This window comes from Calyptranema fuscum S582, from assembly GCF_055793305.1.
On sequence record NZ_JBSLYH010000075.1, the window covers coordinates 1 to 24057 of the forward strand.

Sequence of the window (24057 nt, forward strand, 5' to 3'; positions counted from 1 at the left end):
ACACAGCTTAATCAGGGTAAATATACCCCTGGAGTGGACAAGTATGTGGTCAAAACACCTCGTGCCAGAGGCAAACTAGCGCTTGAGCTAGGACACCTTCAGCCTTGGAAAACGCACCCGGTCAAACGAGTGTATATTCCAAAGAAAAATGGGAAACAAAGACCACTGGGTATTCCAACGGTCAAAGACCGATGCCTGCAAGCAATGGTCAAAAATGCCCTAGAACCATACTGGGAGGCAAAATTTGAGCCTTACAGCTATGGGTTTCGCCCCGGCAGGAGTTGTCATGATGCCATTGCAAGGATTTATAACTCCTTGCATGGTAAATGCAAACGAGAATGGATCTTGGATGCAGACATTAAAGGTGCATTTGATAACATTTCTCATACCTATCTGATGAATGTCATTGGCAATTTTCCAGCCAGAACGCTCATCAGACACTGGTTGAAAGCCGGATGGATTGAAGACATAGGGCACTATCACCAGAGTGGAGCATTCAACCCAACGACAACAGGAACACCACAAGGTGGCGTAATCTCTCCACTTCTAGCTAACATCGCATTTCACGGTATTGGTGAAGAAATAGGAGTGAAAATTGACCACTGGAACAAGACACAATCTGACCGCATTATGGTCAGGTATGCCGATGATTTCGTGGTGGTTACTCACAGTCGAGAGGATGCAGAGGCAGCTAAATCAGATCTCGAACAGGCACTGGCACGAAGAGATCTTGTCCTCTCAGAGGAAAAGACTCAAATCGTTCACAGAACTACCGGGGTTGATTTTCTTGGATTCCATATCAGAACCTACCAGGTTTCTGATACATCAACAGGATTAAAAACCCTGATAAAACCATCCAAGGAATCAGTCAAAGCAATTCGAGCCAAGCTGAGAATGATCTGGAAGCGGCTTAAAACTGCGCCATTAAAAGTCCTAATTCAGCAGTTCAACCCAATCATTCGGGGTTGGGCAAATTATTACAGGACTAGCAGTGCCAAAGAGACGTTTGGCAATCTGGATAGATGGATGTACTGGCGACAAGTCAGATATGCTAAACGGCTACATCCAAACAAGTCCAGACATTGGGTGGACTCCAAATACTGGGAGCAACACCATCCTCAAAGAACTGACCGCTGGGTCTTTGGGGATTCAAACGGATACATGATAAGTTTGTGTGGACACCTATACAACATCATGTCATGGTCAAAGGTTGCTACGGTGTTCGTTGTCAGAAGGAACGTTGTACGAAACTCGACAGGCGTGTTTTGAGTTGCTGGTTGGAGTGGAGAGCAGCATTTTTGAAGCACTTCAACAGGCAGAGGTGGCGCACTTTGACGAAACAGGGTTACGAGTCAATGGCAAACTGATGTGGCTTCATGTTGCCGGTACCCAAGCTTTGACCTACTACTTTATCCACCCGAAGCGTGGGAGTGTAGCCATCAATGCGATGGATATTTTGCCTCAATTTGAAGGTACCAGTGTACATGATGGTTGGCGCAGTTATGCGCTCTATGGTTGTGTTCATGCCCTCTGTAATGCTCATCATTTGCGAGAGTTGCGCTTTTTGGTAGAACGCTATCAGCAAGGGTGGGCAGAGCAGATGATGACGCTATTGGTGACGATGAAAGCATCGGTTGAACAAGCCCAAGCTCAAGGGCAGATTCAATTAAGCGCTGAAGCGATTACCCAATTTGAAACACAATACCAAGACTTGATTGAAACAGGCATGAAACTGAATCCTGCCAATCCTCCAATAGCTCATTCACGGGGTCGTCCGAAACAAACCCCTGCCAGAAATCTGTTAAAGCGTTTAGAGACGCATCAAGCTGAAGTCTTGAGATTTATCCATGACTTTCAAGTGTCGTTTGATAACAATCAAGCAGAGCGTGATATTCGCATGATGAAACTCAAGCAAAAGATCTCCGAGGGATTCCGTTCAGAAGCAGAAGCACAGGTCTTTGGTCGGATTCGGGGTTACCTTTCCACTCTCAAGAAGCAAGGGCACGACCTACTCGATGCTCTAGAACAGCTATTTCTCGGACATCCCATTTCCTTGAGCTTTCAGCCTGAGTAGTTACAAAGAATTAATACAAACTTCACCTTTGTGGGTACCGTTACCTGTATGATTTTTGCTGAAGAATGAGGAGTCAAAGAACTCCTTGAAACAGATATTTCATGCGCTTCAGCACGTTCTCTCGAACGGAAGTTCCCGCTTAGAACAATTTGAAGTTTGGTTTAATGACTGATTGGCATTGGATTTCGTTAGCGTTCATTACCTGTATTAGCGACTAAAAGCCCGAATTTAACCATCCTCTGAGTTTTCTCAGAAAGGGGCTTATGAACGATTCATCTGCTCTATCTATACAGCTGCCTTCCCAAATCCTGGGACAGGGTAGCGGTAATGCAACTGAAGATAAAAGTTATTTTTCTCCTCCGCCTACTGTATCACTACCTAAAGGAGGTGGGGCAATCAAAGGGATGGGGGAAAAGTTTGCCGCCAACCCAGTGACGGGAACTGGTTCTATGACAGTGCTGATCGCGACCTCTCCCGGTCGTTCGGGTTTTGGTCCACAACTATCGCTTTCCTACGACTCTGGCGCAGGCAACGGCATCTTTGGATTGGGGTGGAATTTATCGCTACCATCCATTACCCGTAAGACCGATAAAGGGCTGCCTCGCTACTGGGACGCAGAAGAGTCAGACGTTTTTATTCTTTCAGGAGCAGAAGATTTAGTACCTGTATGCAAAGCAGATGGGACTCGCGAAATTCTCGATTCGCCAGATAAACAGTATAAGGTATATCGCTATCGTCCCCGAATTGAAGGGCTATTTGCCCGAATTGAACGCTGGACAAAGGTGGGTTCGGGCGAGACGCACTGGCGATCGATTTCAAAGGACAATATCACCACGCTTTACGGTAAAACGGCTGAAAACCGCATTATCGATCCCGATCATGAAACTCAGATTTTTAGCTGGTTAATTTGTGAGAGCTACGACGACAAAGGCAACGCGATCGCCTACCAATATAAATCAGAGGATGCAGAACGCTCTGTTGGAATTGATTTATCACAGGTGCATGAGCAGAACCGAACTCCAAAAAGCCGAGCCACGAATCGGTACTTGAAACAAATTCAATACGGTAATCCAACCCCTCGGCAAGCCAATGAAAATTTAACGTTACGCAAAGATTGGATGTTTGAGGTGGTGTTTGATTACGGAGAACACGATCGCATTAATCCTATCCCCCAAGAACCAGCGCAGTGGACTATTAATACCGTTCGCAATGATCCGTTTTCGTCCTACCGATCTGGGTTTGAAGTACGAACCTATCGGCTTTGTCAGCGAGTGTTGATGTTTCATCACATCCCTGACCTGAAGAATGGTGATAAGGGATATGCCGGATTGGTGCGATCGACGGACTTCACCTATTCCTATGAGCAAAAGCCAGATGTGGTGCGCGATCCAATTTATTCTTGTTTACGATCGGTAACTCAGACGGTTTACAAGCGTGATGGGAATGGGTATCCCAAAAAATCTTTACCGCCTCTAGAGTTTACTTACAGCGAAGCCATCATTGATGAAACGGTGCAAGAGATGGAGCGCACCAGTCTGGAAAACTTACCCGATGGACTGGATGGAACCCGCTATCAGTGGGTAGATCTGGATGGGGAAGGACTGTCGGGGATTCTAACGGAACAGGGGAATGGGTGGTTTTACAAGCGCAATATCAGCCCGATCAATAGGGTTCAAGCCAATGGGAAGCAACAGGTCGAGGCGAAGTTTGCAGCGGTTCAACTGGTCGCGAGTAAACCAGCGAGTGGATTAGGGAATGGGGCGCAGTTTCTTGACCTGGCAGGCGATGGACAACCGGATCTGGTGATGTTACGGGGAGCAGTGCCTGGATTTTACGAACGGACATCTAATGAGGATTGGGAGAATTTTGTCCCCTTTAAGTCGTTGCCTGTGCTGGATTGGGATAATCCGAATCTGAAGTTTATTGACCTGAATGGGGATGGACACGCCGACATTCTGATTTCGGAAGATAACTGTTTTGTCTGGCATCCATCGTTAGCAGAGGATGGATTTGCGGCGGCGGAGCGAGTAACTCAACTCTGGGATGAAGAAAAGGGACCGCGACTGATGTTTGCGGACGGTACGCAGTCGATTCATTTGGCAGATATGTCGGGGGATGGGCTGACGGATATTGTGCGGATTCGCAATGGTGAGGTGTGCTACTGGCCGAATTTGGGCTATGGGCGCTTTGGGGCGAAGGTGACGATGGATGATTCGCCCTGGTTTGATGCGCCGGATATCTTTAATCAGCGGCAGATTGTGCTGGCGGATATTGATGGGTCGGGAACGACGGATATTTTGTACCTTGGTGCGGAAGGGGTGCAGGTTTACTTTAATCAGTCGGGGAATGGTTGGTCGGCGAAGCGGGGGCTGCGATCGTTTCCGACGATTGATAGTGTGGCGGCTGTGACAGCGATCGATTTGCTGGGGAATGGCACGGCTTGTTTGGTCTGGTCTTCGCCGTTACCAGGGAATGGCCAGCGGGTAATGCGGTATATCGACCTGATGGGAGGACAAAAGCCACATCTGTTGGTGAAGACTGTAAATAACATGGGTGCGGAGACGGTTGTGCAGTATGCACCTTCGACTAAGTTTTATCTGGAAGATTGGCAAAAAGGAACGCCCTGGATTACGAAGCTGCCTTTCCCAGTGCATGTGGTGGAACGGGTAGAAACTTACGATCGCATCTCCCGTAACCGCTTTGTCACGCGCTATGCCTACCATCATGGTTATTTTGATGGGGTAGAACGAGAATTTCTTGGCTTTGGTCGTGTGGATCAATGGGATACAGAAGAAATTGGCACGATTCAGCCAGAAGAGACCTCATCGGAGGCGACGAATCTAGATACGGCTTCGTTTGTGCCTCCCGTGTTGACCAAAACCTGGTTCCACACAGGATTCTATTTGGGTCGCGGGAAGATTTCCCAGCAGTTTGAGCATGAATATTATCGAGAACCAGGGGAAACGGATCAGGCGTTTGGAGCATCTCTTCTACCGGATACAATTCTGCTGGAGGGGTTGACGACTGATGAAGAACGGGAAGCGGCGCGATCGCTCAAAGGCCGTATTCTGCGTCAGGAAATTTACGCTCTGGATGGTTCCGAGAAGCAACCCCATCCTTATAGCGTGTCAGAGCGCAATTACGAAATTCGCTTAATTCAAGGGCGACACACAAATCACCACACGGTGTTCTTTACTTACGATCGCGAGACGATTGATTACCACTACGAGCGAAATCCAGCAGACCCAAGAGTTACTCATAGCATGACGCTAGAGGTGGATGATTTTGGTAATGGGTTGAAGAGTGTGGCGATCGCCTACCCCCGACGCAAACCGTCCCTTCCTCCAGACATTCGCCTGGATGAGCAGAAGCGGACTCACATCACTTATACCGAGAATCAAGTCACGAATAAGCCCAATGAGGTAAGTTGGTATCGCATTGGTGTACCGATTGAGACTCGCACCTATGAGATTACAGGCTTAGAATTGGCAGACTCACTATTGTTTCGCCCATTCACACTTGGCTTTATTCGCACCCAGATTGCAACCATTACCCAGGGAAATACCATTCCCTATGAAGCTATCGCGACTGCTGGCAAGGTTCAGAAGCGATTGATTGAACGAGTTAGGACAGTCTATCGTCCCAATAATCAAGCCAATGCTATCAATCCTGTGAGTTTGGCTCTGGGAGACATTGAATCGTTAGCGTTGCCCTGTGAAAACTATAAGATGGCATTTACGCTGGGGCTGTTAGAGCAGGTTTATGGAGCCAGTAATGGCAGCAAGATTTCCACAGCAGATTTGAACAACGTGTTGCGGAATGAAGGACGATACAAGGATTTAGATGGAGTCTGGTGGATTCCATCAGGTCATCAAAAGTTTGATCCCGATCGCTTTTATCTGGTCACTGCAACGAAAGATCCGTTTGACCATGAATACACGATTGAATATGACAACTATGCACTATTGGCGGTAAAAACTAATGATCCGTTGAATAATGTTGTGCAAGTCAAGAATGACTATCGAGTGCTGCAACCACAACGAATTATTGATCCTAATCAGAATCATGCTGTGGTTGCATTCGACATTTTAGGAATGGTTGCTGGAACAGCGGTATTGGGGAAAGTAGATGCTGCTGGGAATTCAGAAAGTGGAGATTCGTTAGATGGGTTTGTGGCTGACCTGAGTGAGCAGCAGTTACAGGATTTTGTGCGATCGCCCCGTACTACCACATCGACTCTTTTGGGCAAGGCAACCACCCGAATTATTTACGATTTAGAGTGTTTCCAGAAAGCAGGACAGCCCTTGTTTGCGGGAGCGATCGCCCGTGAAACCCATGTTAGCGATTTAGCCGCAGGTCAGCAGACGAAGATTCAAGTTAGTTTTGTCTACTCCGATGGCTTTGGACGGGAAGTGCAAACCAAAGTGCAGGCGGAGCCGGGACTGGCAGCGCAGCGGGAATCCAATGTTACGAATCCCGATCGCCCTGGCAAGCTGGTGTTGGAAAATGGCAAGCCGAAGTTAGTTCCCACTGATCCGCGTTGGGTTGGCAATGGGCGGACGATTTTTAATAACAAGGGCAAACCCGTTAAAAAGTATGAGCCGTTCTTTAGCGCTACCCATCTTTACGAGGATGAGCCGGAGATGGTGATGACGGGGGTGACTCCGATTCTGTTTTACGATCCGGTGGAACGGGTGGTGGCGACGTTGCATCCCAACCATACCTATGAGAAGGTGGTGTTTGATCCCTGGCAGCAGGCGACGTGGGACGGGAATGATACGGTGGTGCAGACAGCGGCGGGGGCGATCGCCAACGATCCCAAAACCGATCCGGATGTAGGGCAGTACTTCCAGCGTTTGCCAAATGCGGATTATTTGCCCACCTGGTACAGCCAAATGAGTGGGAGTGCGATCGCCTCTGAACGGGATGCGGCTCAGAAGGCATTGGCTCATGCGGAAACTCCGGCGATCGCCCATCTCGATACGCTGGGGCGGACAGTTTTAACCATTGCGGATAACGGTGCCGCAGGCAAATACGAGACGCGAATTGATTTAGATATTGAAGGCAATCCGGTTGTCATCACCGATGCGAGAAAGAATGCGGTGATGATTTATGCGGTTACCCAAAAGGATGCTCAGGGTAAGCCCGCGAAGGATGCTCAGGGTAAACCCATTATCGTGGGTCGTGCCTATGATTTGCTCGGTCATAACTTGTATTTTTACAGCATGGATGCGGGGGAACGGTGGATGCTGAACAATGTGGCAGGCAAGCCCATCCGTGCCTGGAACAGTCGGCGGGCTCGTTATGATGTGCCGCAGCCACCGACGGGTCATGGGATGCGAACCGTCTATGATGAACTTCAGCGTCCGACCCATTTTTATGTGCTGCCAGCGGGGGCGGCAGAACTTTTGGTTGAGCGGTTGGTCTATGGAGAAAATCACCCTGAAGCGTTACAACGCAATCTGCGGGGACAGGTGTTTCAGCAGTATGACGCAGCGGGGGTCGTGAGTCATTGGCAGTTTGATTTTAAGGGCAATTTGCGCCGGAGTAGCCGTAAGTTGACCCCCACCTATCGAGAGCAGATGAATTGGTCGGTGTTGGGGAATCTCACGGGTGTTCCTCAGATTATCCAGGCTGCCCAACCCTTGCTGGAGCTAAAGGTTTACGACACCAGCACGACCTATGATGCATTGAATCGTCCGGTGCAGTTAACCGCACCGGATAACAGTGTGATGCTGCCGATATTTAATGAAGCGAATCTGTTGAATCAGGTGAAGGTAAAACTGCGGGGTGCGCAGACCGAAACGCTGTTTGTCAAGAATGTTGACTATAACGCCAAGGGTCAACGAATCCTGATCGAATACAGCATTGGCGATCCAAACATTGCGGCGAATGTGGTGCAAACTGCTTACGACTACGAGTTAGAAACGTTCCGGTTGAAGACGTTAAGGACAACTCGTAAAACGGATAACACCCTACTTCAGGGATTGAGCTATACCTACGACCCAGTCGGGAATATCACAGAAATCCGCGATGATTCCCAGGCAACCATTTTTCACAATGGCGAACGAGTGGAACCGATCGCTCAATACCTCTACGATGCCCTCTATCGATTGACCCAGGCAACGGGCAGGGAACACATCGGACAAACAGCCAACAATCAACCGGGCGATCGCTCTGACTTAAAGCCCCACTATGACTTCAATGACTCAACCCGGTGCAATCTGGTTCATCCTAATGATTTGCAGGGGATGCGGAACTATACCCAGATGTATGAATATGATCCAGCCGGCAATATCCTGGCGATGTTGCACCGGGCTACAGGCGGTGATTGGACGCGCCGCTATGACTACGCAACGGACAGCAACCGATTGCGATCGACCAATATTCCCAGTGATGGCAATGATAACCAACTGGATATTAAAAACATTGCCACTCGTTACCGTTACGACGAACACGGCAACATGATTGAAATGCCCCATCTCAAATTGATGCAATGGGATTTCAAGGATCAACTTCAGGCATCTTCACAACAAGTTCGCAATGATGGTGGCACACCCGAAATCACCTACTACATTTATGATGCCAGCGGTCAGCGCGTTCGCAAAGTGACGGAACGCCAAGCGAATGCAGGTGAAATTCCCAAACGCAAATCGGAACGGATTTACCTGGGTGGATTTGAAATTTATCGGGAGTACAACGGTGATGGTACTGAGGTTACGTTGGAGCGAGAAACGCTGCATGTGATGGATGACAAACGACGGATTGCACTGGTGGAAACCAAAACACGGGATGCTGGAAACCTGGTTGCATCTCCTAATCTCATCACTCGCTATCAATTGAGCAACCATTTAGAATCTGCCAGTTTGGAACTGGATCAGGATGGCAATGTGCTTTCCTATGAGGAATATCATCCCTACGGCACGACTTCGTACCATGCAAAAAATGGTGTGGCGGAAGTGAGCTTGAAGCGGTATCGCTATACCGGAAAAGAGCGGGATGAGGAGACGGGGCTTTCTTATCATGGAGCACGATATTACATATCCTGGTTAGGGAGATGGCTAAGCGCTGATCCTGCTTTACTCCTTGATGGTTCAAATCTTTACCTCTTCGTTAGAAGCAACCCGATCAAATTAACTGACCTAAACGGAATGTGGCCTAACTTAGAAGACATAAATAGAAATTTGGATCGAGTTAACAGATATGGGGCAATGTTGATGGGACCGTCAGGTATTGCTGGGCGGTCTTTAGGAAAAGGAATTGGGGATGCAATTACAACTTACATTAAGGACAAAGAAAAAGGTAAGGAGAAAGGTGAACAGCTAGCTAACGATTTGATTGTGTCAAACATTCCAGTTGTAGGCTCAGTACAAACTGTTCGAGCGGGAACTAATGAAGTTGCTGAGTCAGTAGATAAGGGAAATGAAGCTAGATCGAAAAAAGATTATCTGACTGCTACAGGACACTATGTCGATGCAGGGTTGGCTGGATTAGAAACTGCGACGTTGATTGCTGGTGACATTATTGCTCACGCAAAAGCTCCAGGCAAAATTTATGCAAAAGCTGTCGATCCGAAATCACCTAAGTTTGCGCCATCAAAGGTGGGTAGAGTTCCACACGAGACAGGATCAGTCAGTGAACCCCAAAAGCCTACACCTAAAACACCTCTAGATTCTGCGGTCAACGCACCGGAGGGTGCAGAAGCCAGAGCCACCTATATTCATGACCGCTATGGTGAGTCTATTGTTGGTGCAGAACTGAATTCTCAGGATTTCTACCTCAACGAAAATAACAATAAGCTTGATTTAAGACGAGCAGATCATTACGACGCGAGGACAGGAACTTTATTAGAGTTCAACACCACTCCGTGGAGTGAATTGCCTTTGGATAAGCTGAACGAGAAGGTTAACGAAAAGATCAAGCAAGTAGGGAAGGATTTTGAGCTTCGTGCAACTGGTCAAATCAATGAGGCAATTTGGTATGGTACTGAGCCATTACCAGATACAGGACCAGCTAACAAGCTGAGGCGAGTACTAGACGAATCTCGCATTAGATATGAGGTCAGACCATTACCACCGAACTTGCAGCAACTGCGTGTACCTGTCTATTAGCAGTAGATCGGGTAGTACCAATATTTAGTTCAGGAAGACTATTTTTATGAATGAGATCGCACCACCTCAACCAACACCCACCATCTGTAAGTGCGATCGCCACTCTCGCAGGTTGGGTTGAGGACACGAAACCCAATCAGCATCAGGATTTACAGGATTAGAGAATTAGCAAGATTTCAAACACCCAACATCATCCTAAAATTCCGAAAATTCTGATGCAGACAGAAAAGGACTCAGTGCTCCCATTCCATCATCACAAACCTCATCTTTCCCAGGAACACAGCCATGAAAGCGATCGCCCTTCCCCTTAACCGCAATAGCAAAGGCACAGAAGTCACCAATCTGCAAGTGCGATCGCCGCTCTTATCGGTTGGGTTTCGTGCCCTCAACCCAACCCTATCTCTGTCACTATCAGGATTTTCAGGATTTAATGGATGTTTGGTATAGAAGGGCGATCGCCATCGCGTTATTTGATTGTTTGTGTTAAAGGAGCGATCGATAAAAAATTGATAGAGAAAATAGAAGGGCGATCGCAATCAATAGTTATGCTTTCAAAGGCGATCGCTTCCATTCCACAATTATTGGTTTGACGTAAAAGTGAAGGGCGATCGCACTTTCTGGTATTGGTTTCAAAGTTAATTAATTAAAGCCTCCGTTTCAGTTCTTTCGTGGTTTAGTGACAGGTTTTAAGCGTTTGGTGAATTGATTATTTTTCAATCCAACAAAGGGGATATCTCATGGCTGACATCCGTATCGATACGAGCAACCTGACCTATACTCAGTTCGTCATCCCCGATGTGATCTCCCAGCCGATAGAAGGTGCCAACGCGCCGACTATTTCTCTAAACCCCGGAAGCTACGGATTTCAGCAAGTATCTGGCGCAGTAGCGAATTTCGGATTCCAGGTTACTCCCGAAGGACTGGTTGACTACGACATCATATACGACGGGTTCCTCAGTGGTCGTGGAAGCACTGTCCTAACAATACGCGGCTTCACCATAATCCTCGATGCAACCTCGCTATCCCATGACCTGATGGTGTCGTCCCTCTTATCAGGTTCCAGATACAACCTACTCACGCGAGACCGTACCCACGAGTTAACCCTTGTACCGTTGGATGGGTATAACTTTAGCTCAGCATCAAACGTTAATGCTGACTTCCGGTTTGAGGTGGACTTGGCTGGACAGGTGGTCATTAACACGGAGCGATATGGAGACTTTGCAACGGCTGACGGACGACTACTCACCATTCGTGGCTATCAGATCACGATTGATGGACAGCAGTTGTCCCATGACCTTATAGCCATGGTGCTATCCAGCACGAACGTCAGTTTGCGGCGAGACCGCACCCATGATCTGACATACATCCCGGCGAATGGTTATGGCTTTTTACCAACAGCAGGAGTTGTAGCAGACTTTCAGTTTGCCGTGACTGTGACTGGAGAGGTGGTCATTAACACCCAACTCTATGGCGGTTTTGCATCGGCTAGTGGACGATCATTAACCATTCGTGGCTACCAGATTACGCTCGACGCACGGCAACTCTCCCATGACCTTACGCCAATCATAAGTTCTACGGTCGATATCTATCTGCAACGAAACCGTACCCATGAATTGACATACATTCCGGCAACTGGTTATAGCTTTGTAGCAGCACCAGGGCTTGCCGCAGATTTCCAGTTTGCTCTAGATGTGACTGGACAAGTAGTCATTAACACCCAACTCTATGGCGGTTTTGCGTCCGCTAGCGGACGCACTCTAACCATTCGTGGCTATCAGGTGACGATCGATGGTCGGCAGTTGACCTATGACCTCTTATTGTCCCTGTGGGGTAACGGAGATACCCTAACGCGGGATCGCACCCATCCGATCACATTCATTCCTGCGGTTGGCCATAACTTTCAGCCAACAAATGCGATTTTGGCAGATTTCCGGTTTAATGTGACCAAAGATGGGCACGTTATAGCAATTTCTCGCTTTCCCGATTTTGCACGTACAGAGGGTCTGACGCTGATTCTTGGTAAGGATACGGGAGAGTCGGGTGCTATCGATGAATCAGTGCGTTTTGTGGTGCGTGGTACTCTCCGCCTATCCGATAATACTCCTGTTCCCGGAATCGAGATCAGAGCGTATGACCGTGATTTACGCAGCCGTGATCTGTTAGGTCAAGTTTCTTCAGATTCTAATGGCTATTATGAAATCTTCTATACTCGCGATCAATTCAGCCGCACCGAAAAACAAACAGCAGATCTAATTGTTTTTGCTATTGAACCAATTCTCGCTACGGTTCCACAAGCTCGCGTTATCGCAGAATCCCCCATACTGTTTAATGCGCCTGCGATCGCTGAAATTGACCTTGTCATTACTACTGATATTTATAAACCACCCTCAGAATACGAGCGGTTAGTTGCTAAACTACGCCCCCTAATTGGTGAGATAGCGATCGCAGATCTCCAGGAAGACGAAGAGGACAATACAGCTGAGGAAAAATTTCAAGATATTACGTTTCTGACTGAAGAAACGGGCATTGAGCGAGAAAAGATTGAGTTTTTGGTATCTGCTTTCAAACGAGTGCGTGAATGGCTGGGTGATGATCAGCATCCGCTATCGCAGGGGATTTTGGCGATCGCCCTTTATGGATTTGCTCGAATTAAAGGCTCAATTGATACAGCTAATCTAGCGCAAACTAGTACAGATGATGTTCGATCTACATTGCTAGAAGCGAGTAGTCAAACAGTCAATTTAATTCCAGTGATTGAGCCGGAAGAAATCCTCAATCAAGTCGTCGATTTGATTCATCAGAAAGCGGTCAGTCAAATTCTCAATACGCCACCTGCTGGAGGTCAACCGGCCCTGACTCAGGTTCTTTCAACTGCTTTGCCAGCGATTGAACAACAGATGACACTGCTGCAAACCTACGCCAATCATCAGGGAACCATCGAAAATTTCTGGGAGAATCTGCGGGAACAGGCTAACTTTCAGGAAGCGGGCACGGTCGAGAAGGTACAACTTGCTTTTCAGTTAAGTACCCTGACCCAGGATAACCTGCCACTTATGGCTACTCTGCAAAACCAATTCGACTCTACTCGTAGCATGGCCCGGATGAATACAGGAGAGTTAGCCGAATTGATTAAGCAGAACAGTACTGAGGTGCCAGAAGGTTTTCCGGGAGACACTCAGGAAGAAAAGCTGGAACTTTATGCCAGGAGTGTGACGGGTGTGCTTCAGGGTGCTTTCCCAACAGAGACTGTTGCTCAAGTGATTACGAATGTCTCAGAAACGCATCTCAATCAAGTTGCCCCCGCTGACCTTGCACAGTTCTTCAATCGTGCAACGGACACTAACGTCGTCACTTCTGGTGAAGAGTTTGATATTCGTAGCACTCATGTCGATCGCTTCCTGGATAAATACGACAATGCAATTTTTGGTGGCTTAGATCAGGAGAATAAACAGAAAGTTACTGCCCAGGTGAAACGTGCCCAACGACTGTTTCAAATTAGTACGAGTCCAGAAACGTTCAAGGTGTTAATTGAGAGCAAGTTAGACTCAGCTAACGATCTGGCTGGAATGTCGCTCCGTGCGCTGCAAGAAGAGCTTGGAGACAAGATCAGTGCGCCTGACCTGGAACTCATGCACCAACGGGCAGTGACTGCAAGCGCTACGGGTCTTCATCTGGCACTGATGGCTTATCAATCCGCAACGGATGTTTATCCAACGGTGATTGGTGGTGGATTGAAAGCGGTGCCAAACTGGGCATCTTTGTTTGGCAGTTTGGATTTTTGCGACTGTAATCACTGTCAATCCGTCTACAGTCCTGTTGCTTACTTTGTTGACCTGCTGCAATTTCTTGACGTTCCCAAAAAGTCTACTAAACCCACACCGCTGGATTACTTGATTGGCAATCTAGAGAAAGGAGTTGAGGGCAAGCGCCCTGATCTACCTCACATTCCATTGACCTGTGAGAACACAAATATCCCCATTCCGTACATCGATCTTGTTAATGAAGTACTAGAAAGTTATGTGGCGTTTGACAAGCTGGATCAAACAACCGCAAAAGATACAGGAGATGCTACAGCTGAAGAATTGGGTGCTAATCCGCAATACGTCGAAGAGGCTGCATATACCAAATTACAGGCAGCGCTATTTCCTTGTAATTTGCCCTTTGATCGTTTTCTTGAAACCGTGCGGCTGTATTTGGAGCATTCAGGTTCAAACCGCTTTGAGGTAATGCGAGCGTTTGGAAATGGGGCGATCGCACAATTATCAACAGACGGTGAGTATTTGAACATTTCTGAGCGGGAATTTGAAATTCTTACTGGTCAACAAATTAATAGCAACCCATCAAATATTTCTGTCAACCGCTTGTATGGGTTTGAAGATGCAACGCTAACTCCCACCTTACAACTCAATGATAGGGGTGTTGCTGTCGTCTTGTTGCAAGCTAAGTTGAATACTGACGGAGCCAATCCCCAGTTAACCCTCAGTAGTGATTTTGATGCGGTGACACAACTTGCAGTCCAGGCTTTTCAACAGAAGTATGGATTAGTTGTTGACAGCATTGTGAATGAGGATGATTGGGCAATTCTTAATTCAATTAAACCAGATGCAACCGGAGCACTCGTTACAGGTGTGCCTGAAATACTGCATCAAACGGGATTGAGCTACGTTGAATTGGTTGATTTGCTGAAAACCTTTTACATCAATCCCAGCCAGCTAGCATTAAGAAAACTAGAGAGTGCTGAAATCACCTACTTGGAAGTGCGTGAGCTGTTGCAAAATGATTTTGGCAACCCAACTCCAGAACTTCAAGACAAATTAACTCAAGCAGGCTGGGGCTTAAACGAGGTTCGACAATTGATTGAGCAGTCCTTGCGTGCGATCGTGCTTCACTCCGACACTTCTGACTGTGACCTCAGTAAGACTTTGATTCAATATCTCAATGGAAATACTCTTGATGATCAAGATACCTGGAAAGTACAGCGATTTATTCGACTATGGCGTAAGCTCGGTTGGACGATGCAGGAACTTGATACGACACTGCGATCGCTCGGATATACTGATGCCATCGACAGTGCAGCCATCCACAAACTGGCAGCAGTCAAGAAATTGCAAACTGATCTGAATCTTTCTCCGGTCAAACTCGCCAGTCTTTGGGCAAATATTGATATACAGGGTGAGAACTCCCTTTACAAAAAACTGTTTTTGAACCGCGCTATTTTGAAGCTGGACGATAGCTTCCAAATTAAGACTGATGGCTCAGTTCTAGACGGTAGCCAGGTTATTGCAAATCACATTCCAACACTGCTTGCTGCCTTTCAGATAAGTGCCGCAGAGTTTGACCTCATTCGCAACGATGCTGCACTTGCAGACGACAATCTGACTCTGGAGAATGTTTCTAAACTCTACCGCTACACCGTTTTGGCAAAAGCGTTCAAACTCAAGCCAAAAGACCTGATTGCCCTCAAGTCTCTAACAGGACGTGATCCATTTGCAGTTGGAGAGCCAACCGCGACTGTTGATTTTCTTGAGATCGCGCATCAATTCAAAGCCTCTAGATTCTCGATCGCCCAACTCAACTATCTCTACCAGCATCTCTGGGAGCCATCGTCCAATTTAGCACCTCAAGCAGCAGAGATGGCAGCGATCGCCACAACACTACAGGAGGGGTTGAAAAAAATCGCCCAGGATCATCAAATTGCCCCCGATCTTCAAGGTGAACTGACGCGCAGTAAGCTAGCCGTTTTGTTTGAACCTGCGATCGCCGACCAGGCGGTTCAAATCATTCTCGGCACGGCTACCACCTCCACTGCTCCGCTCAATCGACTTCCAGACGGCATTGTTTTCCCTGCAATTATTCAGCCCAGAATCAGTTACAACCAAACTGCAAAAACGCTTGCTTTTGCTGGGTTAATGACAACAACCGAACAAACTACCTTGAATAGTCTCTCGGACGACGTGGACTTCAGAGCAGCGGTAAGCCAACTCCGGCAAAAGTCGATCGATTTTGTTCAAGTATCTGAGTCGTTTATCACAAAAAATCTGGCTAGTTTCTTGAATTTAGGGGAAGCAGGTACTCATCTCTTGACCTCATCCATCAATGCTGAAGGAAAGCCGGACGCTACGGCGATCGCTCAAAAATTTGCTTATCTTCTGAAATCTCTCCTGCCCTACCTGCGAAACCAACTGAGCCGCAATCTTGTAAATCAGACGTTGAGTGAGACTTTGAAGCTAGAGAGTGACGTGACTCAGGTATTGCTAGAGACTATTCTGAAGGCTTACACCGATGCGAGTCAACCTGCGATCGCAGACTTTCTAGGACTGATTGGCGATGGACTCTCAGCCAGTTACTTCAATAATGCAACATGGACTGATCCACCTGTCTTTCAGACCATTGACCCAGCCATCAATTTCAATTGGGGGCAAAATCCGTCCGATGCCTCAATCACACAATCTACTTTTAGTGTGCGTTGGACTGGAAAACTCCTGGCACCTAGCAGTGAAACCTACACGTTCTACACTCGTGCGAACGGTACCCTACAACTCTGGATTAATAATCAGGTAATCGCTAATCAGGGTACACTGGCACTCAAAGAAGGGCAGCTTTATGACATTAGAGTAGAGTATGCCAGAACAAACGGGACGGTTGAGGCGATCGCTGAATTGCAATGGAGCACCCCCACTACTGCTAAGGCTATGATCCCTCAAAGTCAGCTCTATTCTGGTCAAACTTTCACGAGTTTCGATCTACCACTCCAATCCTATGCGCTATTACATAAAATTGCCGTCCTGGTCAGTACCTTCAAGATCACAGCCAAAGAACTAGTTTATCTTTCCAATCACCCTGATGATTTCGCTGGTCATGATCCGACTGATCCAAACAACGTTAATAAAACTGTCCCTTTTAACCTCAACGGACTGCCACTAGATCCTTCCGCAGCAAAAGTAGGATTATTTGATCAATGGTCACGCCTGGGCAATCTTTTTGCTTTGCGAGAGAGCTTACCGACCGGAGAAGTCAACTTAATCGACGTGTTCTCCTTCTCAGCAGCAGGCGCAGACAAAACAAAGCTCAGTCGGAATTTACTCAAACAACTCAATCTCACTGTCAGTCAAAACGCTGAGTTGATTGACTTAGTGGGTACCTGGCTAGGACTTCCTGAACAAGCCGTAAAACAAGCTCTATTAAATGACTGGTCAGAACTCAGTGAAACAGCGATCGCAGATTTAATTATTCACACCAATCAGCCAGTGAATCATTTTATCAATTTACTTGCCAGATTGACTGATCTGCAAATGCTAACGTTGATTCTGACGGCAGCGACAGGTTGGAACCCCAAGGCGATTGACGGTTCAATCAGTTCTCGAGGCTTTAACTTAGGGCTAAATGATTTTAAAGATGAGCAGTGGTTGATCAAACTCCAACGCTGTATGAACATGAGTCAGCAGCTAGGAATCTCCGTTGAGAAATTGTTTCATTGGGCTAATGAAACACCTGATTTATCCCAGGCTCAAGATATCAAGAATACTGTGAAAGCTAAGTACGATGAGGAAACCTGGCTGGCAGTGGCAAAACCTTTGAGTGACAAACTGCGGGAAAGCCAAAAAGCAGCATTGGTTGCTTACGTGTTGACATTACCCAGGATTCGGCAGGCAAATGTTACAACTGCCGATCAACTGTTTGAATATTTCCTGATTGATGTTGAAATGTGTGCCTGTATGCTGACCTCTCGCATCAAACAGGCAATTTCCTCAATACAGCTATTCGTGCAGCGGTGTTTGTTGAATTTAGAACCTGGTGTTCGTCCTAGCCAGATTGATGGCGATCGCTGGCAATGGATGAAAAACTATCGAGTCTGGGAAGCCAACCGCAAAGTCTTCCTATATCCCGAAAACTGGATCGAGCCAGAACTACGGGATGATAAGAGTCCCTTCTTCAAGGAACTGGAGTCAGAACTTTTGCAAAACGATGTCACTGATCAAATAGCTCAAAAAGCGCTGCTCAACTACTTATATAAACTCGACCAGGTGGCACGACTAGAAATCTGTGGCATGTACCTCCAGGACGAGTTTGATGAACCTGGAAAGAGCATCCTGCACGTTTTTGGGCGCACAACAGGTGGGATGACTCACAGCTATTACTACCGTCGCTTGATTGATAACCGAGTTTGGACTGCCTGGGAAAAAGTGGAACTTGATATTCACGCAGTTCAAGGCAGCGATGAGCAACAACCCGATGGGATTCACTTACTGCCTGTTGTCTGGAACCGTCGCCTTTATCTATTCTGGTTGGTGTTTACTTTAAAAGCGAAGGTTACACCTTCAACCTCTATCACCGTGAATACAAATCAAGCCACAAAACTTCCGCCTCCAGCAGAGAAGTATTGGGAAATTAGGTTGGCTTGGAGTCAGTACGAGCAGGGGAAATGGACACCTAAGCAAGTCTCAACTGAAATGTTAGTGACCAAATCAGATAGAGCCCCTGTATTGTTGCGCGGCAGCAAAAACACTGATCAAGCTCCAAGCATTCGTTTTTATAACGTTGATTTGTACCGACTTAGAGCAGTTGCGTCAAAAGACTATCTTGAATTACCTGTTTGCGTTTTTGGAGGTATCGTTGCTGGCAAGTTCTATCTTGACAACTATAATCGTAGCGTTCGTGCATTTTATGGAGGCAGCACCATTACTGATATTACTCCTGCACCTCCAAGACGACCTTATTTCATGAGCTACTTGCGTGGGGAAAGTTTGTCCCTTCGCATTCGTGGTGAGCAAGAAACTCTAATTCCAATTCTTGAGAACACTCCGAGCTACTCGCTTACACCTCTTTCTCAAAATTATCTTGCACTCCGCAGTGCACCTTATTTCTATCAGGATGGCAACATCTATTTTGTACGCTCACGGGAATATGCAGAGGTCGTCAAGCAGATAGAGAACTCTGGAAAAGTTGTTCCTCGCATTCGTGAAAAGCTCGATCTTAAAAACTACGATATTCGTCGTGATTTGGGCAGACCTATTTTTGATCCCGTAATGGAAAAAGAGGTTATCAATCCCTGGATCATGGCTGAACAACAGGTATTTACCCAAAAAATTGGAGCGATCGCTCGTCAATCAGGACTAACAATATAGTTCTAATTTCAAGATCAAGACATTTGCACCGGCTCGGTTGGGACAGACTTTCCAGGAGAGGAAAAATGTTAGACAACAGATTTGTCAAAGCAGCGATTCAATTACAATCTTTCAGCGGAATTGAAAAACTTCAAAACAGCGCTACAGCCATTAATCTCAAGTTTGAGCCATTTTTTCATCCCTACGTCATAGAGTTCATCAAGGGACTGAATCGCCAGGGTGTTCCTGGTTTGCTCAATCTCGAAAATCAAACGCTCGGTAATCCCTATCTGCACGCTTCCTGGAAACCAGGTTATACCCTTTCCACCACTACCACAGGTTCAGCCTGCATGATAGAGGGAGGCTTTGACCAATTATTTCAAGTGGGGTTGCAGCCTGCTCGTTCTGGTAATTTTGAGGCGGTTGTTCGGGAAGGGAATGAACTCTGGCACTACAGCCACGGCAGTTCTGATATAACTAAGCCCTGGCAGAAATCACCACAGGTGATCACGAATCAGGCAACTGGAGCAGGTTGTATTACCGAAAGACTTTCAGAACGTTTGATTGATGAACCTGGTGTTCTCCGTGCTGGAAACTTTGAGGTAGTTGTACTGGAAGGTAACAATCTAAATCATTACAGTCGTGACAACACCAATGTTAATAATCCTTGGGTACTGCAAGGAACCGTAACGGCTCAAGCGACAGGTGCAGGTTGCCTGATCGAAAGTAGCTTCAAAGTTGCCAACCGAAATTGCTTGGAAGTTGTAGTACCCGAAGGTAATGAGCTTGTGCATTATCAGTATGCCAATGGGCAATGGGTGAATCGAACCGTGGTGAGCGATCGCGCTACAGGTTCAGGCTGTATCATTCAAAGCAGTTTCAAATCAGGGCAACACGGCAATTTCGAGGTAGTGGTTTTAGAGGACAATCAACTGGTTCATTACTGGAAAGACAACGCAGCAAACCAATGGCATCGTGGCAAAGCCATTACTGATGTAGCAACAAGCAGTGGTTGGATTGTTCAGAGTCGCATTTCTGATAGTCAGTTGCACGGAAATTTTGAAGTGGTTGTGTGTGAGGGGCGTTCAGACCAACTGCCATGGCAACTGGTGCATTACTGGAAAGACAACTCAGATCTCAGCAGCCCGTGGCGAAGAGGACGGGTGATCACTACCAATGCCAGTGGTTCAGGCTGCATCATCCATGCTCATTTTGGAACAATTGGTAACTTTGAAGCCATCGTGCCGGAAGGAAATCGCTTGGCTCACTACTGGCATGTAAATGAAGGATCTACAGGCAGTGAAAGCGAACGCTTCTACTTCAAACACACCTACAAACCTACGAAGTATGTAGACGATCCGTATCCAAAACATGACGTGGACTTCTCCTTTGGGGCTGCCTACTCGCTCTACAACTGGGAACTCTTTTTTCATACACCCATGCTGCTGGCTTCTCGTTTGAGTCAAAATCAACGATTTGCAGAGTCAATGCGCTGGTATCATTACATTTTTAATCCCACCGATGATTCCTCTGAAATAACCACTCATCGGTACTGGAAAGTTTCGCCTTTTCGAGATGTGGAGAAGTTACGCATTGATCATATGCTGGCAATTCTGAGTGACCCCACTCAGAAAGGCTCTCCAGCACGACAAAATGTTGTTGATCAGATCAACGATTGGGCACAAAATCCCCTCCAACCTCATCGAATCGCTCGCTTGCGCCTGATTGCGTATCAGAAAAATGTGTTGATGAAATACATCGATAACCTGGTTGCCTGGGGTGACCAACTTTTCCGACGAGATACGATTGAAGCAATTAATGAGGCAACTCAACTGTATATTCTGGCAGCTAACCTGCTGGGAACTCGTCCTCAAGAGGTTCCCAAGCGTGTTAAAACAAAACCTCAAACCTATGCTCAACTTCGCTCTAAGTTGGACGAGTTTAGCAATGCAAAAGTCCTGACTGAAAATGAATTTCCTTATGCCACCGTGTCTTCATCTAGTCAAGCAATCACTGAGATGACGGGGTTACTGGGTATCGGTGATACCTTCTACTTCTGCATCCCTAAGAATGACAAGTTGTTGGGCTATTGGGATACAGTCGCCGATCGATTATTCAAAATTCGTCATTGCATGAATATTGAAGGGGTGGTGCGACAATTACCGCTGTTTGAGCCACCAATTGATCCGGCATTACTGGTGCAAGCGTCTGCCAAAGGAATCGATTTGAATAGCGTGCTTTCGGATTTGAGTGCGCCGCTTCCCTATTACCGCTTCAGCTATATGCTGCAAAAAGCACTAGAAGTATGCGCGGAAGTGCGATCGCTTGGAGCCGCACTACTTTCTGCTCTAGAGAAACGAGATGCCGAAGAACTCGCCACAATTCGAGCAAGTCAGGAAGTTCAGATTCTCAATCTGGTTAAACAAATTAAACTGCAACAGTTTAATGAGGCGATCGCCGCATACGATGCCCTCAAGAAATCAAAAGATGTTGCGACTCAGAGGTTTTTAGATGCTCAAACACTTTTAGGTATTCAAGGAATCAAAATTCCTAATGATGAGATGGACAAGCAACCAGAAATTGGCTTGCCGGGTCAGTCGCGTCAGGGGGCAGAAGGCGGCTTACCTCTGCTTGAGCAGGAGCAGAATGAGTTAGATGCATCTCATTCAGCACGAGATTGGCATGTCCGCGCATCAACAATGAAAACGCTGGCTAGCTTGTCTTATTACATTCCAGAAGGGGTTATAAATGCTTCTCCTTTTGGTGTGGGAGTGCAAATTCAATTTGGAGGAAAACACGTTGGTCCTGCGTTATCAGCGATCGCCGAATATCAGGAGAATTTGGGTTATCAGGACACTTATGACGCATCCCATGCAGCGAAAATTGCACAGCACACTCGACAGCTTCAATCATGGACACGAGAGAGTAAAGCAGCAGAACAAGAAATTGCACAGATTAATAAACAATTAATACCAGCAAAAATTCGTCAGCAAATCGCAGAGCAAGAGCTACAGAATCACGAACGACAGATTGAGAATGCCGAAGCGATTGAGAGCTTCATGCGCGATAAATATACCAACACAGAGCTATACGGCTGGATGCAAGGTGAAGTTTCGACACTCTATTTCCAGTGCTACCAGCTTGCCTATGACCTGGCCAAAAAAGCCGAACGCTGCTTTCGCTTTGAACGAGGGTTGACGAACTCGAACTACATTCAATTCGGCTACTGGGATAGCTTGAGAAAAGGGCTGCTATCTGGTGAACGGCTCTACCTTGCCCTCAAACAACTGGAGAGAGCCTACCACGATCAGAACAAACGAGATTACGAGATTACGAAGAACACCTCCCTGGTGCTACACAATCCGCTAGCTTTGATCACATTGAAAGAAACTGGAACTTGTATCGTAGAGCTTCCAGAAACCTTGTTCGATGCCGACTACCCTGGTCATTACATGCGTCGGATTAAAAGCGTTAGCCTTACCATTCCTTGTGTTGTCGGTTCCTACACCAGCGTCAACTGCACACTCACCCTGCTAAGTAATAAAACCCGAATTAGCAGTAATGCTCAGGGCAGCTATCTTGAGGATGTTGAGAATGATGATCCGCGCTTTGTGACCAACTTTGCTGCTATGCAGTCGATCGCCACTAGCACAGCCCAGAACGATAGTGGCATGTTTGAACTCAACTTCCGTGACGATCGCTATCTGCCTTTTGAGGGTGCTGGCGCTGTATCTCGCTGGCGAATTGATCTGCCCAAGGATTGTAATGCCTTTGATTTTGATACGATTTCTGATGTCATTATCAAGCTAAACTACACTGCTCGCGAAGGTGGAGCGCTGCTTAAGACCGCAGCACAAGAAGCTTTGCGAAACGAGATTAAGACAGCAGACACCTCCCAACTCCTGCGCTTGTTTAGTCTCAAGCACGAATTCCCGAACCAGTGGTATCGCTTCCTGCATCCGATCACTCTTGCTCCCAATCAAAATATCATTCAAGCCTTTGATTTGAACCTGGATTATGAGCGATTCCCCTTCCAGTTTCGTGGTCAAAAGGTTGCGTTGAATCGTGTAGAGCTATTTCTCAAACTTAAGGAGGGGATTACTTATAACACCACCACCCCCAAATTCAAAGTTCATTTCAATAACAATACTCAGGCAAATGAGTTTAATTTGACGGGTAGCCCTGTCGCTGGATTACCCTTTACCACCCCAGAAATTAACTCAACCGGTGTTCCAGTACAGTTCACGCTTCAAATTCGCGAAGGTGATCTTCCGACCACTGCCACTTCTAACACAACCTGGTGGCAAAAAGTGGAAATCGATGGCATCAGCCATCATCAAGTGAACCCAGAAGCGATCGAGGATATCTGGCTAGTCTGTCATTACTCAGTGAACGTTTAGCTAGCTTGCAGGAACAGGAAGCGATCGCCCACCCCATGCAGCAACAGTAGTATCAAACCAGGCTACATAAGAAAGCTTTTCCCTATCCTAAAAAGCTTTATATATAGAACTTTTACAACACGAATTCTGCGCAATTCATCTGCCCAAAGTAAGCCTTTTGAAAAAGATGAATGCATTATTAAGTAAATGCTTCTAGCGGTCGCGAATTCTGCGCAACTCATTTGCAAGTGATTTAGAAGGGCAATTTTCAGAGGCATCTGACTTTATGCGCAATTAGTTGCGATCGCGGATTTAACAAAGCCTGAAATTCTCTTGCATCAATAGCTTCAGCGGCTAAAATTCTGCGCAACTCATTTGCAAGCGTCTAA

General features: G+C 46.8%; 7 protein-coding genes. All 7 read left to right on the forward strand.

Translation table 11 applies throughout. The annotated features are described in order from the left end of the window. The coding region (gene ltrA, locus ACR6Z4_RS29765; RefSeq protein ID WP_479720982.1) for a group II intron reverse transcriptase/maturase at positions 1 to 1269 on the forward strand (1269 nt) is incomplete at its 5' end. Beyond that, the gene (tnpC, locus tag ACR6Z4_RS29770; RefSeq protein WP_479720983.1) at positions 1226 to 2074 is read left to right on the forward strand and encodes an IS66 family transposase; all 849 of its coding nucleotides are present in this window, start codon (positions 1226 to 1228) and stop codon (positions 2072 to 2074) included. The genes ltrA and tnpC, both read left to right, overlap by 44 nt. Positions 2075 to 2337: 263 nt before the next feature. Then, the gene (locus tag ACR6Z4_RS29775; protein ID WP_479720984.1) at positions 2338 to 10185 is read left to right on the forward strand and encodes a SpvB/TcaC N-terminal domain-containing protein; all 7848 of its coding nucleotides are present in this window, start codon (positions 2338 to 2340) and stop codon (positions 10183 to 10185) included. Between the two features lie 285 nt (positions 10186 to 10470). Continuing rightward, positions 10471 to 10632, forward strand: coding sequence for a hypothetical protein (locus ACR6Z4_RS29780; protein WP_479720985.1), 162 nt, complete (start codon positions 10471 to 10473; stop codon positions 10630 to 10632). After that, the gene (locus tag ACR6Z4_RS29785) at positions 10620 to 10775 is read left to right on the forward strand and encodes a hypothetical protein (RefSeq protein WP_479720986.1); all 156 of its coding nucleotides are present in this window, start codon (positions 10620 to 10622) and stop codon (positions 10773 to 10775) included. Before ACR6Z4_RS29780 ends, ACR6Z4_RS29785 begins: the two co-directional genes overlap by 13 nt. A gap of 147 nt (positions 10776 to 10922) precedes the next feature. Further along, positions 10923 to 19310: a neuraminidase-like domain-containing protein gene (locus ACR6Z4_RS29790; RefSeq protein WP_479720987.1), complete on the forward strand. Its 8388-nt coding sequence runs from the start codon at positions 10923 to 10925 to the stop codon at positions 19308 to 19310. Between the two features lie 65 nt (positions 19311 to 19375). Further along, a complete protein-coding gene (locus tag ACR6Z4_RS29795) occupies positions 19376 to 23689 on the forward strand; it encodes a Tc toxin subunit A-related protein (RefSeq protein ID WP_479720988.1) in 4314 nt (1437 codons plus the stop codon). Positions 23690 to 24057 lie beyond the last annotated feature (368 nt).